The sequence below is a fragment of the Streptomyces sp. NPDC050315 genome (assembly GCF_040655775.1).
Classification (GTDB): domain Bacteria; phylum Actinomycetota; class Actinomycetes; order Streptomycetales; family Streptomycetaceae; genus Streptomyces.
Window position 1 is genome coordinate 296,480 of the sequence record NZ_JBFAKN010000005.1, and the last position, 20,738, is coordinate 317,217.

The 20,738-nt window shown below is 71.7% G+C and carries 13 protein-coding genes and 1 tRNA gene; 8 read left to right on the forward strand and 6 right to left on the reverse strand.

Going from position 1 to position 20,738, the window contains the following annotated elements; translation table 11 throughout:
• Positions 1-54 precede the first annotated feature (54 nt).
• A complete protein-coding gene (locus AB0I82_RS20225) occupies positions 55-1,461 on the forward strand; it encodes a PLP-dependent aminotransferase family protein (protein WP_363259072.1) in 1,407 nt (468 codons plus the stop codon).
• Between the two features lie 20 nt (positions 1,462-1,481).
• On the opposite strand, the gene AB0I82_RS20230 is transcribed toward AB0I82_RS20225, so the two are convergent.
• From AB0I82_RS20230 to AB0I82_RS20240, 3 genes are read right to left on the reverse strand one after another with little or no spacing between them, the layout of a single operon-like run.
• Positions 1,482-3,170: a cobalt chelatase gene (locus tag AB0I82_RS20230; RefSeq protein ID WP_363258684.1), complete on the reverse strand. Its 1,689-nt coding sequence runs from the start codon at positions 3,168-3,170 to the stop codon at positions 1,482-1,484.
• 29 nt (positions 3,171-3,199) lie between these two features.
• Entirely contained in the window at positions 3,200-4,162 is a 963-nt protein-coding gene (locus tag AB0I82_RS20235) for an AAA family ATPase (RefSeq protein WP_363258685.1), read from the reverse strand.
• Between the two features lie 30 nt (positions 4,163-4,192).
• Positions 4,193-5,008 (reverse strand): IclR family transcriptional regulator, encoded by an 816-nt coding sequence (locus AB0I82_RS20240; protein ID WP_363258686.1) that lies wholly within the window; start codon positions 5,006-5,008, stop codon positions 4,193-4,195.
• Positions 5,009-5,210: 202 nt separating this feature from the next.
• On the opposite strand from AB0I82_RS20240, the gene xsc reads away from it, so the two are divergent.
• Together xsc and AB0I82_RS20250 are read left to right on the forward strand one after the other, a co-directional pair.
• Positions 5,211-7,019: a sulfoacetaldehyde acetyltransferase gene (gene xsc / locus AB0I82_RS20245; protein ID WP_363258687.1), complete on the forward strand. Its 1,809-nt coding sequence runs from the start codon at positions 5,211-5,213 to the stop codon at positions 7,017-7,019.
• A 442-nt stretch (positions 7,020-7,461) separates the two neighbouring features.
• Positions 7,462-8,508, forward strand: a complete 1,047-nt coding sequence (locus AB0I82_RS20250) for a phosphotransacetylase (RefSeq protein WP_363258688.1) — start codon at positions 7,462-7,464, stop codon at positions 8,506-8,508.
• On the opposite strand, the gene AB0I82_RS20255 is transcribed toward AB0I82_RS20250, so the two are convergent.
• Both AB0I82_RS20255 and AB0I82_RS20260 read right to left on the reverse strand, forming a co-directional pair.
• The gene (locus AB0I82_RS20255) at positions 8,477-8,671 is read right to left on the reverse strand and encodes a DUF397 domain-containing protein (RefSeq protein ID WP_363258689.1); all 195 of its coding nucleotides are present in this window, start codon (positions 8,669-8,671) and stop codon (positions 8,477-8,479) included. The two genes, AB0I82_RS20250 and AB0I82_RS20255, sit on opposite strands and share 32 nt — an antisense overlap.
• Before the next feature lie 51 nt (positions 8,672-8,722).
• On the reverse strand, positions 8,723-9,154 hold the full coding sequence (locus AB0I82_RS20260; RefSeq protein WP_363258690.1) for a DUF397 domain-containing protein: 432 nt from the start codon (positions 9,152-9,154) through the stop codon (positions 8,723-8,725).
• Between the two features lie 215 nt (positions 9,155-9,369).
• Here AB0I82_RS20260 and AB0I82_RS20265 point away from each other — a divergent pair, with 215 nt between their 5' ends.
• From AB0I82_RS20265 to AB0I82_RS20285, 5 genes are all read left to right on the forward strand, one after another.
• Positions 9,370-10,329: a cyclase family protein gene (locus tag AB0I82_RS20265; RefSeq protein WP_363258691.1), complete on the forward strand. Its 960-nt coding sequence runs from the start codon at positions 9,370-9,372 to the stop codon at positions 10,327-10,329.
• Positions 10,326-11,993, forward strand: coding sequence for an AMP-binding protein (locus AB0I82_RS20270; protein ID WP_363258692.1), 1,668 nt, complete (start codon positions 10,326-10,328; stop codon positions 11,991-11,993). The genes AB0I82_RS20265 and AB0I82_RS20270 overlap by 4 nt, the downstream gene beginning before the upstream one ends.
• 114 nt (positions 11,994-12,107) lie before the next feature.
• The gene (locus AB0I82_RS20275) at positions 12,108-13,439 is read left to right on the forward strand and encodes an ammonium transporter (RefSeq protein WP_363258693.1); all 1,332 of its coding nucleotides are present in this window, start codon (positions 12,108-12,110) and stop codon (positions 13,437-13,439) included.
• Between the two features lie 233 nt (positions 13,440-13,672).
• Positions 13,673-16,684, forward strand: a complete 3,012-nt coding sequence (locus AB0I82_RS20280) for a SpoIIE family protein phosphatase (protein ID WP_363258694.1) — start codon at positions 13,673-13,675, stop codon at positions 16,682-16,684.
• A 221-nt stretch (positions 16,685-16,905) separates the two neighbouring features.
• The gene (locus AB0I82_RS20285) at positions 16,906-20,565 is read left to right on the forward strand and encodes a multicopper oxidase domain-containing protein (protein WP_363258695.1); all 3,660 of its coding nucleotides are present in this window, start codon (positions 16,906-16,908) and stop codon (positions 20,563-20,565) included.
• Between the two features lie 78 nt (positions 20,566-20,643).
• Here the strand turns inward: AB0I82_RS20285 and AB0I82_RS20290 are convergent.
• Positions 20,644-20,717: transfer RNA gene (locus AB0I82_RS20290), tRNA-Pro, on the reverse strand.
• Between the last annotated feature and the right edge of the window lie 21 nt (positions 20,718-20,738).

Genomic DNA, 20,738 nt, shown 5'->3' on the forward strand with positions numbered 1-20,738 from the left:
CCACGCACACTGATCGAGATCGACCGGGACTCCGCCGAGCCGCTGTACCGCCAGATCCGCAAGGCCATCGAGCACGGCATAGCCGTCGGCACCATCGACGCCAGCAGCAGGCTGCCCTCGTCCCGGGAACTGGCCCGTGAGCTGGGCCTTTCCCGTAACACCGTGAACGCCGCGTATCAGGAGCTGGTCGCCGAGGGCTTCGTCGAGAGCCGGGTGCGGCAGGGCATCTTCGTCAACCGCGACATGCGGCCGTACTGCGCCGCCGAGCAGCGCCCCGCGCACGAGCCGTTCGACTGGCGCTCACGGCTGCGCGGCCACCCCGAGGACACCCTCCCGCACATCGAGAAGCGCGCCGACTGGGCGGAGTATCCGTACCCCTTCCTCGCCGGCCAGGTCGACCTGCGGGCCTTCCCCGCCCGCGACTGGTCCCGTGCGCTCAACGAAGCGCTGTACCAGCCGCACGCCCGCTACAGCCTCCAGGACAGCATCGCCTTCGACGACCCGCTGCTGGTCGAGATGGTCTGCAGCCGCCTCCTCCCGGCCCGCGGCGTCGAGGCCACCCCCGAGGAGGTCCTCGTCACCGTCGGCTCCCAGCAGGGCCTGGACCTGCTCAGCCGTGCCCTCCTCGGCCCCGGCTCCGTCGTCGCCGTCGAGGACCCCGGCTATCTCGATGCCCGGCACATCTTCGTCCGCGCCGGTGCCCGTCTGATGCCGCTCCCCGTGACCGCCGCCGGGCTCACCCCGCCGCCCACCCTCGCCGGTGTCGACCTGCTGCACGTCACCCCCAGTCACCACCACCCCACCAACGTCACGCTCGGCATCGGCCGCCGCCGCGAACTGCTCAACCTCGTGCGCGAGAGCGGCACGGTCATCGTCGAGGACGACTACGACAGCGAGTTCCGTTACCAGGGCAGCCCGACGCCGGCCCTGAAGGGCCTGGACACCACCGACCAGGTCGTCTACCTCGGTACGTTCTCCAAGTTCCTGGCCCCCGGCCTGCGCCTGGGCTACCTCGTCGGCGCCAAGGAGCTCATCCGCGAACTCCGCGACCTGCGCCGCTACTCGGTCCGCCACCCCTCGGGCCACACCCAGCGCGCGCTGGCCCTCCTGATCCAGTCCGGCGAGTACCACCGCGCCGTCCGCCGCTACCGCGGCCAGCTCATGCGCAAGTGGGAAGCCGCCTGCACGGCGGTCAACACCCACCTGCCGTGGCACACGACCCCGTCACCGGGCGGCGTGAGCCTGTGGATGACCGGCCCCGAGCAGCTCGACTGCCGGCGGCTGGTGGAGCGCGCGCAGCGGCACGGCGTCCTCATCGAGCGCGGCGACATCTACCACCTCGGCGAGGACCCGCCCCTGAACAACTTCCGCATCGGCTTCGCCGCGCCGCCGCTGCACGCCATCGACCCGGGCATCCGGATCCTCGGCCGCCTGGTGGAGCGCCAGCTGGCGGGCCAGTAGCTCCGACCCAGTAGCGCCGGCTAGGGGGTCAGTAGCGCCAGTACCTCGCGGAAGATGCCGTTCCCGGTGTCGTCCGCGAGGTCCAGGACGCGCGAACGGCGGTAGTACGGGCTCAGGTCCAGCCCCACGCCGACCCCGTAAATCTCCGTCCCGGCCCCGTGCCGCGCCACCACGTCCCGCAGGTGATGGTCGAGATAGTGGCGGTCGTTGGCGAGGTTCGTCGCGGTGTCCATGGGGCTGCCGTCGGAGACGACGAGCAGCACCCGGCGGCCCTCGGGCCGGTCCGCGGCCCGCGCCAAGGCCCACTCCACCGCCTCGCCGTCGAGGCCCTCGCGGAAGAGGTCGGGCTTGAGGAGGGCCGCGATGTCGCGGCGGGCCCGGCGCCAGGGGGTGGCCGCGTCCTTGAAGACCAGGTGGGAGCGTTCGTTGAGGCGGCCGGGGTGGGGCGGGCGGCCGGCCCGCAGCCAGTCGCGGCGGGCCCGGCCGCCGTTCCAGGCGCCGGTGGTGAAGCCGAGGATCTCGCAGGCCGCGCCCGCCTGGTCCAGGGCGCGGGCGAAGACATCCACCAGCATCGCCACGGACTCGGCGTGCGCCTTCATCGAGCCCGAGCAGTCGATGAGGAAGGTGACCAGCGCATCGGCCACCGGTGCGGTGCGTTCGGTACGGAAGAGCCGCCGCTCGGTGGGTGAGGTGATCAGCCGGGTGAGGCGGCCGCCGTCGATGTGCCCGGCTTCCTGGCCGCCGTCCCAGCCGTCCGGCGCGCGGGTGGCGAGCAGCAGTTGCAGCGCGCGGGCGAGCCGGGGGACGTTGACGCCCTGCGCGGCGATGCGGCGGTCCAGGCGGTCGCGGTACTCGTGCAGCAGCTCGGCCCGGACGCGCGCGGCGGCGGGGCCCTCGCGGTCGTAGGCGGTGGTGAAGACCCGGTAGCCGCCGGGGTCGTCGGCCAGGACCCGGCTGCGCCCCGACGCGGCGGTGGCGGTCTCCTCGACGGACTCGGAGTCGAGAGCGAGGAGGGCGGTGAAGGGGGAGAGGTCGTCGTCCTCGGGCGGGTCCTCCGCGTCGTCCTCCGTGCCCGGTCCGTCGGCCGTCGCGAGCAGCTCGGCGACCGTGCGGGCCAGGGACAGCGCGGGCGGCGCGAAGGCGTGCTGGTCGGCGCGGTACCGGCGCAGCGCGGCCAGATCGTGGCCGGTCAGCGGGGCGAGCGCGGCACGCGTGGCCTCGATGGGGTCCTCGGCGTGCGCGGGGACCGGCTCGCCGGTGATCCGGGAGCGCGCGACCTGCGCGACGGTGAAGAGCAGCAGGCCGCGCGCCGTCTCGGTGAGGCCGGACTCCTCGCACGCGCGGGACCAGCGGACGAAGCGGTGGCGGAGGTTGGTGCGGACGCCGGTCAGCGGGGCGGGCGCCATGGCTTCCGTACGGAACTGCTCCAGCAGCTCGAAGACCAGGCGCGCCGCCGGATCGTCCGTGGGGCACACCTCGGCGTGCAGCCGGGGGTCCGAGCCGCGCAGCCGCAGCGCCAGGCCGTCGGCGGCGCCGCGCAGGGAGGCGAAGTCGGGGTCGTCGGGGGAGAGCCGGGCGTGCGGCGCGTGCACCGGGACCGGGCGCGGGCCGCGCCAGGGCCGCCCGCCGCGGTAGTGCACCTGGGGGTCCGCGCTCAGCGCCCGTACCGCCGCGGCGCACAGCTCCTCCGCCTGCTGCCGGCGGCGCACAGCCGCCTGCGTCCCCGTCCCCGCCCCCGTCACGTCGCCGCCAGCGTGTACGACTCGGGCAGCTCGCGGTCGAAGCAGCGCTGGAAGTACTCGGCGACCAGCGGGCGTTCGGCCTCGTCGCACTTGTTGAGGAAGGACAGCCGGAAGGCGGGCGCGGGGTCGCCGAATATCTCGGTGTTCTCCGCCCAGGTGATGACCGTACGGGGGGACATCAGGGTCGAGAGGTCGCCCGCGCGGAAGCCGTGCCGGGTCAGCTCGGCGACCGCGACCATGGCCGCGACCGTCGTCCGGCCGTTCTCGTCCTCGAAGGACGGGACCCGCGACCGTACGATCGCCGCTTCTTCCGCCGCCGGGAGATAGTCCAGCGACGCGACGATGTTCCAGCGGTCGATCTGGGCGTGGTTCAGACGCTGGGCGCCGTGGTAGAGCCCGTTGAGATTGCCCAGGCCCACGGTGTTGGCCGTGGCGAAGAGGCGGAAGGCGGGGTGCGGGCGCAGCACGCGGTTCTGGTCCAGCAGGGTCAGCCGGCCGTCCCGTTCCAGCATCCGCTGGATCACGAACATCACGTCCGGGCGCCCGGCGTCGTACTCGTCCAGGATCAGCGCCATCGGCCGCTGCAGCGCCCAGGGCAGTACGCCCTCCTGGAACTCCGTCACCTGCTTGCCGTCCCGCAGCACCACCGCGTCCTTGCCGACGAGGTCCAGGCGGCTGAGGTGACCGTCGAGATTGACGCGTATGCAGGGCCAGTTGAGGCGGGCTGCGACCTGCTCGACGTGGGTGGACTTGCCGGTGCCGTGCAGGCCCTGGACCAGGACGCGGCGGTCGCGGGCGAAGCCGGCGAGCAGCGCGAGGGTGACGTCCGGGTTGAAGCGGTACGCGTCGTCCACCTCGGGCACATGCTCGGTGGGCTCGCGGAACGCGGGGACGGTGAGGTGCGAGTCGATGCCGAAGACGTCCTTGACGGCGACGGTGGTGTCGGGGCTTGTTGTCACGGGCGGGGAACTCCTCTGGGTAGTACTCGGTCAGGAAGCGGCCGCGTCCTCCGGCGTGCCCTCGGCCTCGATCCGGCTGATCGCGTCCGCGGCCCGCTGCAGGGCGGGCAGCAGCGACAGCGCCTTGTCGGCGGTCAGCCGCATGACCGGCGCCTGGACCGCGACGCACATGTTGGAGCGCCCGCCGTCCACGGCCGGTACGAGCACCGCGACGCACACCAGTCCCGGCAGGAACTCCTCGTCGTCCAGCGCGAAGCCGTCCCGGCGGATGCGCTTGAACTCCTCTTCGAGGGCGTCGAGATCGGTGATGGTGCTGGGCGTGTACTGCTTGAGCGGGGCGTGCGCGAGCAGCTTGCGGCGCTGGGCCGGGCTCATCTGGGACATGATCATCTTGCCGCTGGCCGAGCAGTGCGTGGGGACGCGCGAGCCGGGCCGCAGATAGAAGCGGAGCGGCTCGGGCGTCTCCACGCGGTCCAGATACACCACCTCGTTGCCGGAGAGCGTGGTGATGTTGCAGCTCTCGCCCAGCTCCTCGACCAGGCTGCGCAGGACGGTGTGGCGCGCGCCGTGGTGGGTGGCGTTGAGCAGCAGGTTCTCGGCGAGCCTGCGCAGCCGGTTGCCCGTGCCGTAATGCCGCCCGTCGCTCTGCCGCACGAGCAGCCCCGCGCTCTCCAGCTGCTGGAGCATCCGGTGCAGCGTGGGCTTGGGCAGCCCGGTCTCCTCGACCAACCCCTGCAGCGAGACCAACTGGTCCTTGGCGGCGATCAGTTCGAGCAGGGAGAAGAGGCGCATGGTCGGCGTGTCGCCGTTCACCGCGCCGGGATCGGGCTCGCGTGGCGGGATCACGGTACCTCCAGGGCTGTACGTGTACCAGTCGTCATCCGGGTCGGATTCCATAAACAAGCTATCACCGTCTCGTTTTCCTGAACGATCCATTGACGGCGGCGAGCATCACTCCTATGGTCCAGCCAGATCCTGATTTCAGGAACGCCTCGTACCGATTTCAGAAACGAAGCCGTTGAGCTCGGCGTCTCGGAGGAGTGGAACCATGGGCGAGAAGAAGACGGCGGACGGCCGCACGGTCGTGAGCGGCCAGCAGAAGATGACGCCCTCGGAGGCTTTCGTCGAGACCCTCGTGGCCAACGGGGTGACCGACATCTTCGGCATCATGGGCTCGGCGTTCATGGACGCCATGGACATCTTCGCGCCGGCCGGCATCCGCCTGGTCCCGGTGGTCCACGAGCAGGGCGCGGCCCACATGGCCGACGGATACGCCCGGGTCAGCGGCCGGCACGGCGTCGTCATCGGCCAGAACGGCCCCGGCATCAGCAACTGCGTCACCGCGATAGCCGCCGCGTACTGGGCGCACAGCCCGGTCGTGATGATCACCCCCGAGGCGGGGACCATGGGCACGGGCCTGGGCGGCTTCCAGGAGGCCAACCAGCTCCCGATGTTCCAGGAGTTCACCAAGTACCAGGCGCACGTCAACAACCCGAAGCGGATGGCGGAGTACACCGCGCGCGCCTTCGACCGGGCCCTCTCCGAGATCGGCCCGACCCAGCTGAACATCCCGCGCGACCACTTCTACGGCGAGATCGAGACCGAGATCCCCGACCCGCAGCGGCTGGACCGGGGCCCCGGCGGCGAGAAGAGCCTGGCCGAGGCCGCCGAGCTGCTCGCCACCGCCGAATTCCCGGTGATCATCTCCGGCGGCGGGGTCGTCATGGCCGACGGCGTCGAGGAATGCAAGGCGCTCGCCGAGCGCCTCGGCGCGCCGGTCGTCAACAGCTACCAGCACAACGACTCGTTCCCCGCGAGCCACCCGCAGTGGTGCGGCCCGCTCGGTTACCAGGGTTCCAAGGCCGCGATGAAGCTCATCTCGCAGGCGGATGTGGTGATCGCGCTCGGTACGCGCCTCGGCCCGTTCGGCACCCTGCCGCAGCACGGCATGGACTACTGGCCCAAGAACGCGAAGATCATCCAGATCGACGCGGACCACAAGATGCTCGGCCTGGTCAAGAAGATCACCGTCGGCATCTGCGGCGACGCGGCGGCCGCTGCTACGGCGCTGACCGACCGGCTGGCGGACCGCACCCTGGCCTGCGACGCCACCCGCGAGGAGCGTGCCGCGCGCATCAAGGCGGAGAAGGACGCCTGGGAGCAGGAGCTCTCCGAGTGGACCCACGAGAAGGACCCCTACTCCCTCGACATGATCGCCGAGCAGGAGCAGGAGGACGGCAACTGGCTGCACCCGCGCCAGGTCCTGCGCGAGCTGGAGAAGGCCATGCCGCCGCGGGTGATGGTCTCCACCGACATCGGCAACATCAACTCCGTCGCCCACAGCTACCTGCGCTTCGAAGAACCGCGCTCCTTCTTCGCGCCTATGTCCTTCGGCAACTGTGGCTATGCCCTCCCCACCATCATCGGCGCCAAGGCCGCGGCGATGGATCGCCCGGCGATCGCGTACGCGGGTGACGGTGCGTGGGGCATGAGCATGGTCGAGATCATGACGGCCGTACGCCACGACATCCCGGTGACGGCCGTCGTCTTCCACAACCGCCAGTGGGGCGCCGAGAAGAAGAACCAGGTCGACTTCTACAACCGCCGGTTCGTCGCGGGCGAGCTGGAGAGCGAGTCCTTCGCGGGTATCGCCCAGGCGATGGGCGCGGAAGGCATCGTCGTCGACAAGCTGGAGGACGTCGGCCCGGCGCTCCAGCGCGCCGTGGACGCCCAGATGAACGAGGGCAGGACCACGGTCATCGAGATCATGTGCACGCGTGAGCTGGGCGACCCGTTCCGCCGCGACGCGCTCCAGAAGCCGGTGCGGCACCTGGAGAAGTACCAGGACTACGTCTGACCGGCGCCCGAGTACGTACCGGCCGCATCCGGTACGGCCCGGCCGGGTGGACGCCGTGCGGACGGCGTCCACCCCTGGCCGCGGCTCCCGCCGCCCGGCTGCCCTGACGGGCGGCGGGAGCCGCGCACCGGTCCGGCGCCGCGCGTGACCCTCAACGCGCGCGGCGCCGGTCCGGGCCTGGGCCCGGGGTTCTCCGGCTCGCCCTCCGGGGTGCGCCTGGGGTTTGCCGGGGGCTCGCCCTCCGGGGTGCGCCTGTTCCGCCGTCGGCGAGTGCGCCACCGTTGTGGCCGCTCGCGCAGTTCCCCGCGCCCCTGAGCTGCCGCTTCGCGCAGCTCCCCACCCGCTGTGGGCAGTCGTTCCGCAGGGCGGAACGGGTGGGCACAGCGGAACCCCCACCGGCGGGCAGCCGGGAGCATCCCCCAGCCACCCAAGGAGCCGCGCCATGCCGACGGACCCCGCCCAGACCCTGATCACCACCTGGGCCGACAGACTCCGCGACGCCCAGCACAAACCCCGCATCGCGCTAGCCGAGGGCACCGACCCCCGCGCCCTATGGGCCGCCGCCCACCTCGCAGAACAGGGCACGGTCACCCCCGTACTCACCGGTAACCCCACCCGCATCCGCGACCTCGCCGCCGACCTGGACCTCAAGCTCCCCGAGGACCCCGACGCCCTCGACATCCTCGACCCGGCCGCGCTCGCCGCCGACCCCCGCTGCGCGGACGCGCTCGGCGAGGCCCTGGAGGCGCGCCGCCGCCTCACCTCCCACGACCGCCGCGAGCTCGCCGCCGACCCCCTCTTCCTCACCGCCACCGCGCTCCGCCTCGGCGACATCGACGGCTGCGTCGCGGGCAGCAACCGCCCCACCGCCGACGTCCTGCGCGCCGGCCTCTACGTCGTCGGCCTCGCCCCCGGCATCCGCACGCTCTCCAGCAGCTTCCTGATGGTGCTGCCCGACGGCCGCGCCCTCGGCTACGGCGACTGCGCCGTCGTCGTCGACCCCACCTCCGCGGAACTCGCCGACATCGCCCGCGCCACGGCCACCACGTACGAGCAACTCACCGACGACCGCGCGCGCTTGGCGCTGCTGTCCTTCAGTACGAAGGGCAGCGCGCAGCACCCTCAGGTCGACCGGGTCCGCGACGCGGTACGGCTGCTCCGGGCGGCCGATCCGGGCCTGGAGGTGGACGGCGACCTGCAGTACGACGCGGCCTCGGTACCGGCGATCGGCCGCGCCAAGGCCCCCGCCTCGACCGTCGCGGGTCAGGCCAACACCTTCATCTTCCCGGGCCTGGCCGCCGGCAACATCGGCTACAAGATCGCCCAACGCGTGGGCGGCGCCACCGCCATCGGCCCCCTCCTCCAGGGCCTGGCCGCCCCCCTCCACGACCTCTCCCGCGGCTGCTCGGGCCCAGACATCGCCGCCCTGACCCTGGCCACAGCCGTACAGTCCACCGTCAGCAGCCCTCTGCGGTCACATACGAAATGAGCCCACGCCACGAGCCACCCGAAACCCGCAACTCGGGCCCGCCTATGGCCTTCGAGTCGCGTATGTGCACGGTGTCCGTCCCGGGCGCCGCAGCGACCTCCACACAGTCCCCGCCATTCGTGCCGCTGTAGCTGCTCTTGAACCAGACGAGTTCGGTGCTCATAGCTCCCCTGCCAAGCGTTCGATGAGGGACGCGGAATCCTCCGTACGACCGTCAGCAGCCCCTTGCCGTCACATACGAAATGAGCCCACGCCACGAGCGACCCGAAACCCGCAACTCGGGCCCGCCTATGGCCTTCGAGTCGCGTATGTGCACGGTGTCCGTGCCGGGCGCCGCAGCGACCTCCACACAGTCCCCGCCATTCGGACCGCTGTAAGTGCTCTTGAACCAGACCAGTTCGCTGTTCATGGTTCCCCTGCCACGCGCTCGATGAGTCGCGCAGACTCCTCCGGGCCGAGGCCTGCGAGCGCAGCATCCTGCCTTTGCGGGGCGTCTGCCCTGCTCCACAGAAGCCACGTGCTCGTACGAGTAGTCCACCGCTTCCGAGAGTTGCTGCTGCGTCAGACGCGCTCGCTCGCGGAAGAGTTTCAGCAACTTTCCGTAGCCGACCCAGATGGCGGGTCGCTCGCCACTCTCGTTTCCCATGCGGCGACGCTAGCCGGGGGTAACGACCGATTACTCTCCGAAGTCGTCAATTGTCACTGGCACGTTCGATGTCGAGCGGGTCACCCACGGCCTTGATCGGTTTTTCGTACCTGCAGGACCGTTGACGGGTAGTTGAAAGCTGATCCACAGTAGCCAGCGCAGCACCAAACCGGGCGGTTGGTCCGTAAGAGCCGGCGTGGGAAGGCGTGTTTTCGATGACCGACATCACGATCACGACCATGGAAGAGCTGCTCCGCGATGCCCCCACCAACTGGGGCAAGTGGGGGCCGGACGACGAGGTGGGCGCGCTGAACTACCTCGACGCGGCCGAGGTGTTGCGCGGCGCGGCGCAGATCCGGTCCGGGCAGGTCTTCACCCTGCAGCGGCTGATCGGTGATCCGAAGGGCGACCCCGTGTGGCCGGGCCGGGCGCCCGCCGAGCGGACCATGATCATGGACGAGTCCCATTGGGACGGCGCCGACGCCCCCGCCGCCCCCGGCGGCCTGCACTACGCCGATGACAAGATCGACGCCTTTCTGCAGGGGTCCACGCAGTACGACGCGCTCGGCCACGTCTGGTACGGCGGGCAGCTCTGGAACGGGTACGACGCCCGGACGACCATCGGCGGGCTGGACAAGGCGAGCGTCGCGCCGATCGCCGAGCGCGGCGTCGTCGGCCGCGGCATCCTGCTCGACATGGCGCGCTTCCGCGGCAAGAAGACCCTGGAGGCGGGGGAGACCTTCACTCATGAGGACCTGGAGGCGTGCGCGGCGGCGCAGGGCACCGCCATCGAGCCGCACGACATCCTCCTCGTCCGCACCAACTTCCTGGCGCTCTTCCATGAGCGAGGCGATGCGTTCTATGACGACTTCTGCGAGCCCGGCCTGACGTACAGCCCGGAGCTCGTCCGTTGGTTCCAGGCCATGGAAATCCCCAACCTCGTCACGGACACCATCGCGAACGAGCGGACCGTCGAGCCCGAGACCGGGGTCGCGCTGCCGCTGCACTGCGCCCTGATGCGCAACCTCGGCATCGCCCTCACCGAAATCTGCGACCTGGAGAAGCTCGCCGCGAGCTGCGCCGAGGACGGCCGGTACACCTTCCTCTACACCGCGGCGCCGCTGAAGGTGCACCGCGCCACCGGCGCCCCCGTCAACCCCGTGGTGATCAAGTGAGTGCGTACCGGGAGCGCCCGTGGCTGGCGCGGTACGCCGAGGGCACTCCGGCCGACATCACTCCCGAACACCCCACCCTCCTGCACGCCTTCCGGGCCTCCGTCGCCCGCGCCCCCGGTGCCGAGGCGATCCGGTACTTCGACGGCGTCCTGACCCTCGCGGAGCTCGACGCCGCTTCCGACGCGCTCGCCGTCGCCCTGGACGAGCACGGTTTCGCGCCCGGCGACCGGCTCGCGCTGTACCTCCAGAACGACCCGGCGTTCGTCATCGGCCTGCTCGCCGCCTGGAAGGCCGGCGGCGCCGCGGTCGCCGTCAATCCGATGAACAAAGCGCGCGAGCTGCGGTACTTGCTCGTCGACTCCGGCGCGAGCGCGCTGCTGTGCCTGGATGAGCTGTACGAGGATGTGGCCAGGGGGGTCATCGGCGGGGGTGCCACGCAGGTCGCCACCGTTGTCAGCTGCTCGCCGCTGGACTGGCAGACGCGCGACGATCCGCGGCTGTTCGACGGTGCGCGGCGGAGGAGTCGTCCGCGGGGGACGCTTGACCTCCGTACGCTCGTCGGGCGTTACGCGGGCCGGGCCCCCGAGCCCGCGTCGCCCGCCCCGGGCGACATCGCCGTTCTCACCTACACCTCCGGCACCACCGGAGAGCCCAAGGGCGCGCTGAACACGCACGGCACGATGCTGTTCAACGCCTGTACGTACCGGGAGTGGATGCGGCTCAGCGAGGACGACAGCATTCTGGGCGTCGCGCCGCTGTTCCACATCACCGGGCTGATCGGGCATCTCGCGCTCGCCCTGCTGCTGCCCTGTCCGCTCGTCCTCGCGCACCGTTTCCATCCGGGCGTCGTCCTGGACGCACTGCGCGAGCACCGCCCGACGTTCACGGTCGGCGCCATCACCGTTTTCATCAGCCTGGCCGGCGACCCCGGCGCCACCCGCGAGGACTTCGCCTCGCTGCGCGTCGTCTACTCCGGCGGTGCGCCCATCGCCCCGGCCGTCAACGAGCAGTTCGAGAAGGCGACCGGGCGGTACATCCACAACATCTACGGGCTGACGGAGACCAACTCGCCCTCGCACGCCGTCCCGCTCGGCGCGCAGGCGCCCGTCGACCCGGTCTCCGGTGCGCTGTCCGTGGGCGTGCCCGTCTTCAACACGGTCGTGCGGATTCTCGACGAGGCGGGGGAGGAGGTGCCGGTCGGGGAGACCGGGGAGATCGCCACGTCGGGGCCGCAAGTGGTGCCCGGGTACTGGAACAAGCCCGAGGCCACCGCGGCCGCGCTGCCCGGTGGGGAGCTGCGTACCGGGGACGTGGGCTTCATGGACGCCGACGGTTGGTTCTACCTCGTGGACCGCAAGAAGGACATGATCAACGCGGCCGGGTACAAGGTCTGGCCGCGCGAGGTGGAGGACGTTCTGTACGGCCATCCGGCGGTCCGCGAGGCGGCGGTGGTCGGCGTGCCGGACGCGTACCGGGGCGAGACGGTGAAGGCGTTCGTGTCCGTCAAACGGGGTGAATCCGTCACGGAGGAGGAGCTGATCGGGTACTGCAAGGAGCAGATGGCAGCCTACAAATACCCGCGTTCCATATCCTTCCTGGATGATCTGCCGAAAACTGCCACGGGCAAGATCCTCCGCCGTGAGCTGCGGGAAACGCCGGGGTAACGCGAAACGTCACGGAAACACCGACGTTCGAAAGCGGAAATTGCGGCGGGTCACTCTCTTCCCTGGCCCGGCGACGCCCCCTGTCACCACCGCCGGGCGGGAAGGTTGAATTACATGCCTGCCGGAATCGACTCCGGGGACACCGCCTGGCTGCTGGCCGCGACGGCCCTGGTCCTGCTGATGACGCCGGGCCTGGCGCTCTTCTACGGCGGCATGGTGCGTTCCAAGAGCGTGCTGAACATGCTCATGATGAGCTTCGTCGCGATCGCCGTCGTGACCGTCGTCTGGCTCGCGATCGGATACAGCCTGGTCTTCGCTCCGGACACCGGACTCGGCCTGATCGGCGGCCTGGACCACCTCGGGATGCACGGCATCGGCCCGAAGAGCGTCACCGGAAACATCCCGACCGCCCTCTTCGCCGCCTTCCAGCTCACCTTCGCGATCCTCACCGTCTCGCTGATCAGCGGCGCCATCGCGGACCGCGCCCGCTTCGGCGCGTGGGTGGCCTTCGCCGCCCTCTGGACGCTCATCGTCTACGTACCGGTCGCGCACTGGGTCTTCGCGCCCGGCGGCTGGATCCTGGACCGGCTCGGCGCGCTGGACTTCGCGGGCGGCACCGTCGTCGAGGTCAACTGCGGCGCGTCGGGGCTGGCGCTCGCGCTGGTACTGGGGCCGCGGCTCGGCTTCGGCAAGGAAGCCATGCGGCCGCACAGTCTGCCGCTGGTGATCCTCGGCGCCGGTCTGCTGTGGTTCGGCTGGTTCGGCTTCAACGCCGGGTCGGCGGTCGCCGCCGACGGCAAGGCGGCCATGGCGCTGCTGAACACCCAGGCCGCGGGCTGCACGGGCCTGCTCGGCTGGCTGCTGGTGGAGAAGCGCCGGGACGCGCACGCCACGACGCTCGGCGCGGCCTCCGGCGCGGTCGCCGGGCTCGTCGCGATCACCCCGTCCTGCGGCTCGGTCGGCATCTGGGGCGCGCTGGCCATCGGCCTGGTCGCCGGTGTGGTCTGCTCGTACGCCGTGAACTGGAAGTTCCGCTTCGGCTACGACGACTCCCTGGACGTGGTGGGCGTCCACCTCGTCGCCGGCGTCATCGGCACCCTGCTCATCGGCTTCTTCGCGACCTCGGCCATGACGGACGGCCCGGCCGGGCTGTTCTCCGGCGGCGGCGCGGGCCAGCTCGGCAAGCAGCTCGTCGCCGTCCTCGCCACCGGCGCGTACGCCTTCCTCGTCAGCTACGCCCTCGGCAAGGCCATCGACAAGGTCATGGGCTTCCGTGCCGACCCCGACCACGAACAGGCCGGTCTCGACCTCACCGTCCACGCCGAAACCGCCTACGACCACGGCGTACTGGGCCACGGCACGGTCGGCCGCCGCGACCCGGCCACCCACCTCCCCGGCGGCGCCACCACCGTCATGCACCGCGCGGACCGGGAACCGAACGACTGAGAGCCCCTGCCCCACGCGCCTCGCCCGAAGGCCGCGGGGCCCGCACAGCCCGGCTCCTGGTGACAGGACCCGCGCCACTCCGAAGACAACCGGGCAGATTCCGTCCTGTTGCGGTCAAGGCGCCGTTGAGCACCTCGTTCGGGAGAGGGTGGGTCGGACCAGACCGTCGCCCGAGACCCGACCGGGGACGGGACGGTCCATCGCTGCACCACTCGCCTCCGGGGGAGCAGACCATGACGGTCACCTGTGTGCCGGGGCGGCGGCAACGCCCGCTGCCCCTGCTACCGGTAGCGGCGGGCGTCTGCCTGCTGATCGCCGTACTGGACGCGCTGATCGGCGTGCAGCTCGTCGCGCTGCTGGTCATCGGCCCACTGCTGGCCTGCACGCGGCTCTCCGCGCGGCACACCGCGCTCGTCTGCTGCTGGGCGATTGCGCTCGGCACGGCGACCGGCCTGGCCGACGGCACCCTTCTGACGGCCCCGTTCGTCCTCCGGTGGTGCGGGCTGCTGACCGGCTGCGCCCTCACCGTGTACGTGGCGTGGCACCGGACCGCATCGGAGCGGGCGCTGAAATCGCTGGCCCACAAGGCCGTACGGGCCGCTCGGGACAGGGGCCTGCGCCCCGTCTCGCTGCACCTCGACGGCACGCACGTGTGCGCCGTCCGCAGCCGCCGCTTCGCACAGCAGGCCCGGGGCAGCGGGCTGTGCGATGCCGTGCGGACGCCTTTCGGACTGCGGATCATCGTCGGCGACGTCCAGGGCGACGGCCCGGACGCGATACGGCTGACCGCGGCCGCGGGCGCCGGCTTCCGCGAGCTGGCCCGCACGGCGGAGGACCTGCCGGGGCTCGCCGCCGCGCTCGACGCGCAGCTCGCACCGCAGCTCGGCCCGGAGGGCTGCGTCACCGCGGTGCTCGCCGAGTTCGCGCCCGACGAGGTACGGCTGGTCAACTGCGGTCATCCCGCTCCGCTGCGCTCGGGGCGCGGCGTCGCTCACCTGGAACCCGCGGTGGCCACCCGCCCCTTGGGCCGGCAGCCGGACCCGCGGCAGTACCGCTGCCGCCTCCGGACCGGCGAGCGGCTGCTGTTCTACACCGCCGGCCTGACCGAGGCCCGCGACCCGCACGGCGCGCCCTTCCCCGTGCTCCGCGAGGCGACGGCCGCCCTGGGCGTGCCGTCCGCCGAGGAGGCCCTCGACTCCCTGTGCACCCGGCTGCTCCTGCACACCGGACAGCGGCCCGACGCCGGCCTGTCCCTGATGCTGTGTCAGCCCACCGGCGCCGCCGGAGCGAGCGGATCCGCGGCGGCCCGGCCCCGGCAGGACTCGCCGCCGGGCGGCGGACCGCACGAGGTCAGGGACGGCTGGTTCCGTACCCTGCTGAAAACGGCGCCGGACGCGACGGTGATCGTCGACGTGACCGGCGCCATCCAGCTGGTCAACGCCCAGGCCGAGATCCTGTTCGGATACCAGCGCGCGGAGCTCCTCGGACGGCCGGTGGAGATCCTGGTACCGGAGCGCTTCCGCAGCCTGCACGTCCTGCACCGGCACGGCTACGCCCACAACCAACAGGTCTGCCCGGTGGGGGCGGAGCTGGACCTGTACGGACTGCGTAGCGACGGCACCGAATTCCCCGTCGAGATCAGCCTCAGCCCGATCGAGACGGCCGACGGCACCCTGGTGGCCGTCACCGCGCGGGACGTCACCGACCGCAAGTCGGCCGAGGAGCGGATCGTCGGACTCGCCGACCTGGTCGAGTCCTCGCACGACGCGATCCTCGCCAAGACCCTGGACGGCCGGATCACGTACTGGAACGCCGCGGCACAGCGGCTGTACGGCTACACGCCCGAGGAGGCGATCGGCGCCCACGTGTCCATGCTCGCGCCGCTCGACCGCGCGGGCGAGGTCGACGAGCTGCTCGAGCGGCTCCGCCGCGGCGAGAAGATCGAGCACTTCGAGACCCTGCGGGTCACCCGGGCGGGCCGGCGGATCGACGTGGATCTCACCCTCTGGCCGACCCGTTCCCTCGACGGGAGGATCACCGGCGCCTGTGCCATCGCCCGCGACGTGACCGAGCAGAAGCGGGCCACGGCCGAGCTCACCGCCCTGTACGAACAGCAGCGGCACGTCGCGCTGACCCTGCAGCGCAGTCTCATGGGCACCCCGCCCGAGGTGGCAGGGCTGCACACCGCCCACCGCTATCTGCCCGCCACTCAGGGCGCGGGCGTCGGCGGCGACTGGTTCGATCTGGTGCCGCTGGACGCCGGCCGGGTCGGCGTCCTGATCGGCGACGTCATGGGCCGCGGGCTGGAGGCGGCCGCCGTGATGGGGCAGCTGCGCGCGGCCGCGCACGCGCTGGCCAAGAGCGGGATGCCCCCGCGCCGGCTGATGCACACCATGGAGGCGGTGGTGGCCGACCTGCCCGACCAGTTCGTCACCTGCTGCTACTTGGAAATCGACCCGGAAGCGGGGCAGGCGGACATCTGCTCCGCCGGACACCTCCCCGTCCTGCTGGTCACCCCCGACGCCGAGGTCAGCACCCTGCCGGTCCCGGTGAACATGCCGCTCGGCGTCGGAATGACCCGCCACGAGCAGGTCACCGTCCCCCTTCCGCCCGGCTCCACGCTGGCCGTGTACACCGACGGCCTGATCGAGACGCCCGGCTGCGACATCGAGGCCCGGATCGACGCCCTCGCGCGGACCCTGGCCGGCGCGGTCGCCACCGCGCCGGGGCTGGAGGAAGCAGCCGACGGCGTCCTGGCCGGCCTGCTGCCCGACCCCGACGGCTGCGACGACGACGTCACCCTGCTCCTCGCCCGCATGCCGAGCCTCCCGCTGCTGACCGCCGGCCGCGAACTGGACGCCGCGCCCGCCGCGGTGCCCGCGGGCCGTGCGTTCCTCGCCACCACCCTGGACGCCTGGCAACTGGCCGGCTTCACCGACGACGCCCAGCTGCTCACGTCCGAGCTGCTCACCAACGCCGTCCAGCACGGCAGGGGACCGGTCCGGCTGCGGCTGTGCCGCACCGAGTCGGGACTCACCGTCGAGGTGACCGACCGCGACCCGCGGCTGCCGCGCCCGCGGACCGCCGGCACCGGCGACGAGTCCGGCCGCGGCCTCGCGCTCGTCGACGCGCTCGCCGACTCCTGGGGCACCCGCCCCGCCGAGGACGGCAAGACCGTCTGGTTCACGCTGACTGACGCGGAATCGCTACGGAGGGGCGCGCGGGCGTGGTCCGAGGGCGGATGACCGCTCAGCTCGTTGCACAAGGGGGCTTACCGCAACGAGGGGACCGCGCCGCGGCGCGCCGTCGTGCTTCCGGGGCTCCCGGTGCCGTCCGTCCGTGAGCAACCCGGGTGAAGTGAGGGGCCGTCTAGCTCCATGTCATACGACGTATGACACTTCATATCACAGGGGGATGCCTCATGGCATTACGGACATACGATGTGGTGGCGCTTCAAGTTCCGATTGTGTACGACACGTGGGGGGACCACGACCCGGACGGAATGATCTACGCGCTCGCGGCCGACGAGCCCGAGCTGCGCCGGGTCAGGGAGCAGTTCCCGGACCCGTTCCCGCACCCGATCGAGGAGCCGGACCGGCTCCCGAAGCCGCACCCGCTCGTCCGGCCGCTCGTCCTGCGCGCCAACGTCGGCGACAAGGTCGTGGTGCGGTTCCGCAATGAACTGCCGCAGCGCGCCGGCATTCACGCCCAGGGCGTCGGCTACGACGTCCTCGACGCGGACGGCGGCAAGGTCGGCAGGAACCCGGACTCGGCCGCCGACCCGGACGGGGGCCGCCGCACCTACGTCTGGCGGTGCGACAACGAAGGCACGTTCTTCTTCGGCGACCTCGCCGACCTGCGCGGCGCCGAGCACGGCTCCAACGCGCACGGCCTGTTCGGCGCGCTGATCGTGGAGCCGCGCGGCGCGACCTGGACCGACCCGGTCACCGGCGGGCCGCTGGCCTCCGGCCTGTACGCGGACGTGCACCTGCCCGGCGAGCCGAGCTTCCGCGAGTACGCGATCTTCATGCACGACGAAACGCACAACCACAATCCCGTCCTGCCGCCGCACCCGCGGTACCACTGCGACCTGCCGCGCCCGCACACCCACTCCGTCGCCGCCGGCGGCGAACGGCTGGCGCCGGACATCTTCGGCGACCAGGACCCGGAGCACGGCGAGCACGACGACGGGCACGCCGCGTCGATGATGCTGATGAGCTACCGCACCGAGCCGATGGGCTGGCGCGCCTTCGCCTACGAGCGGATGCTCGCCAACGGGGAGATCGACCCGGTGCGCGACCAGATCGTCGGCGAGGAACAGCACCACAGCTCCTGGCTGTTCGGCGACCCGTCGACCCCGCTGCTGCGCGCCTACCGGGGCGACCGTACGCGGATCCGGCTGGTGCACGCCGGGATCAAGGAGACCCACGTCTTCCATCTGCACCTGCACCAGTGGCGGGCGGTGCCCGGCAACGACGATTCGCCGCTGATCGACTCCATCTCCATAGGCCCGCAGCAGGCGTTCACCATCGAGACGGTCGCGGGCTCGGTGCAGCGCGCCACCGGCGACGCGATCTTCCACTGCCATCTGTATCCGCACTTCCACTCCGGGATGTGGGGGATCTGGCGGATCTTCGACAAGCTGCAGGAAGGGTCGGGGCATTACCCCGACGGCACGCCGATCGTGGCCCTGCGGCCGCTGCCCGGCAATGCCGAGCAGCCGCAGCCGCCCACCGCCGAGCGGCCCGGCTTCCCTGCCTTCATCCCCGGCGAATTCCCGCAGAAGTCGCCCCGCCCGCCGCGCACCCCGCACATGCCGGAGGGCATGGGCCGGGAGCCTACGGCCCTGGAGCGCGCGGCGTTCGTCGACGACCCGCAGCCGGGCGAGGCGTTCACCAAGGTGACGCCCGCGGGTGTCACCCCGCCGGTCCGCCGCTACCACCTCGTCGTGCTGGAGGCGCCGGTCACGTACTTCGACGGCGGCGACGGCCACCCGGGCGGGGAAGCCGGGCACGGCAGCCGGTGGTACGACCCGCGCGGTCATCTCTTCGCGCTCAAGGAGGAGATCGACGAGGCCGGCGGCGTCGAGGAGTTCCGGCGGCAGCTGGCCGAGGGCCACCGGCAGGTCCAGCCCATCGCGATCCGCGGGCGCAAGGGCGAGGTCCTGGAGTTCACGCTGACGAACGCGCTGCCCATCGGCTGCCAGGAGGAGACCGCCTTCGACCAGGTGCTGCCCTTCCAGCCCGAGTGCGGTCTGCACGTACACCTGGTGAAGTTCGATCCGCTGGTGGCGGACGGCGCCAGCGTCGGGTGGAACTACCTCTCCGGTACCACCACCACCGACCAGGGCGCGGAGGACTTCGCCCGGTACAACTCGTGGATGTACCGCTGGTACTGCGACGAGGAGTTCGGCGTCGTCTTCTTCCACGACCACCTGCTTGCCAACGAGCGGCAGCGGCACGGCCTGTTCGGCAGCATGATCGCCGAGCCGGAGGGCGCGGTGTGGGTCGACCCGCACGACCACGACCGCGAGGTGCGCAACGCCAACCAGGCGGTGGTGCGGCTCCCGGACGGCACGGCCTTCCGCGAACAGGTCCTCGCCGTCGCCGACTTCGTCCCGCTCTTCGAGCGCAAGGAAGGCCGCGACGATCCGATCAACCCGCCCGAATTCCCCGGCCAGCTGGAGGACCACGGCGCGATGGCCGTCGGCTACCGCTGCGAACCGCTGCACGAGAGGGGGGACGAACCGGCCGACTGGTTCTCCAGCGACAAGCACGGCGACCCCGGTACGCCACTGCTGCGCGGCTACCCGGGCGAACCGGTCCGGCTGCGGCTGTACCAGGGCTCCCACGAGGAGCAGCACGGCCTGATGGTGCACGGCATGCGCTGGCGGGCCTGGCGCGACGACCCGGCGTCGCCGCTGCGCGACCACCAGACGCTGGGCATCTCCGAGGCGTTCAGCTTCCACCTCGACGAGCACCGCGGCCCTGGCGACTACCTGTGGCTCTTCGCGGGCATCGACGACACCTGGATGGGGTGCTGGGGGCTCTTCCGGCTGCACGAGGAGGAACAGCCGGACCTGCCCCCGCTGCCCGGCCGCCGCACCGCTGACCCGCTGCCGCCGTTCCGCGCCTCGCGGGCCCGGCGCTACCGGGTGCGCGCCCGCAGCAAGGAGCTCCGCTACAGCGACCAGCGCTCCGACCCGTTCGGCGTGGAGTACCGCACCGACGGCCAGCCCGAGAACGAGCCGCTGATCATCCGCTGCCGCGTCGGCGAATGGGTGGAGATCCGGCTCCGCAACGAGCTGGCGGTGCCGCTGACGCCCACCCCGTTCGACCCGCCGCTGCCCGCCAAGGACGACCCCGCGACCCGGGAGATCTCCCAGCGGGTGTCGCTGCACGCGGGCGGCCTGGTCCGCTACGACGTACGGACCGGCGACGGGGCGCACATCGGACGCAACCCCGACGGCACGGTGGGCCCGGGCGACGAGATCGTGTACCGCTGGTACGCCGACACGCCCGGCGCCGTCCTCCTCCAGGACCGCGCCGACCTGCGCACCCACGGCCACCGCGGGCTGGTCGGCGCGCTGATCGTCGAGCCGGCCGAGGTCACGCCCGAGCGGTGGACCGGGGCGCGGACCCTGCTGCGCGGGCCGGACGGGCCGCCGGTCCACGAGCTGGTCCTGATCGTCCAGGACGGCATGCGGCACTACCACGACGGCGACCCCGACCAGCCGGTGCGCGATCTGCAGGACGACCCCGAGGACGCGGGCCAGAAGGGCATCAACTACCGCAGCGCCCACCTGGTGCCGTCCCGGCCGTCCCTGGCCGACCCGCGGCCGCCGACGCCGCTGCTGGAGTGCCGGGAAGGCGACCGCGTCCGGCTGCATCTCGTGTTCGGCACGGACAAGCCGCGCAACCACAGCTTCGAGGTGCACGGCGCGACCTGGCCGATGGAGGAACACCTGCGGCAGCCACGGGTCGGCTCCCTCGGCGCGCTGAGCCCCGGCAGCGTACGGACCCTGGACCTGACGGCCGGCGGCCCCGGCGACTACGCGTACCGCAGCGGAGTACTGCGCTGGACACTGTCGGAGGGGGTGTGGGGACTCATCCGCGTCCGCGGCTGACCCGGTCCGTACGGCCGCAGTAGGCCGGAAACGCCTCAGGGGCTCTCCGAAGAGAGCCCCTGAGCTGCAAAAACACCGTCGGGACGACAGGATTTGAACCTGCGACCCCTTGACCCCCAGTCAAGTGCGCTACCAAGCTGCGCCACGTCCCGGTGCTCTGCACCGTTCCCGGG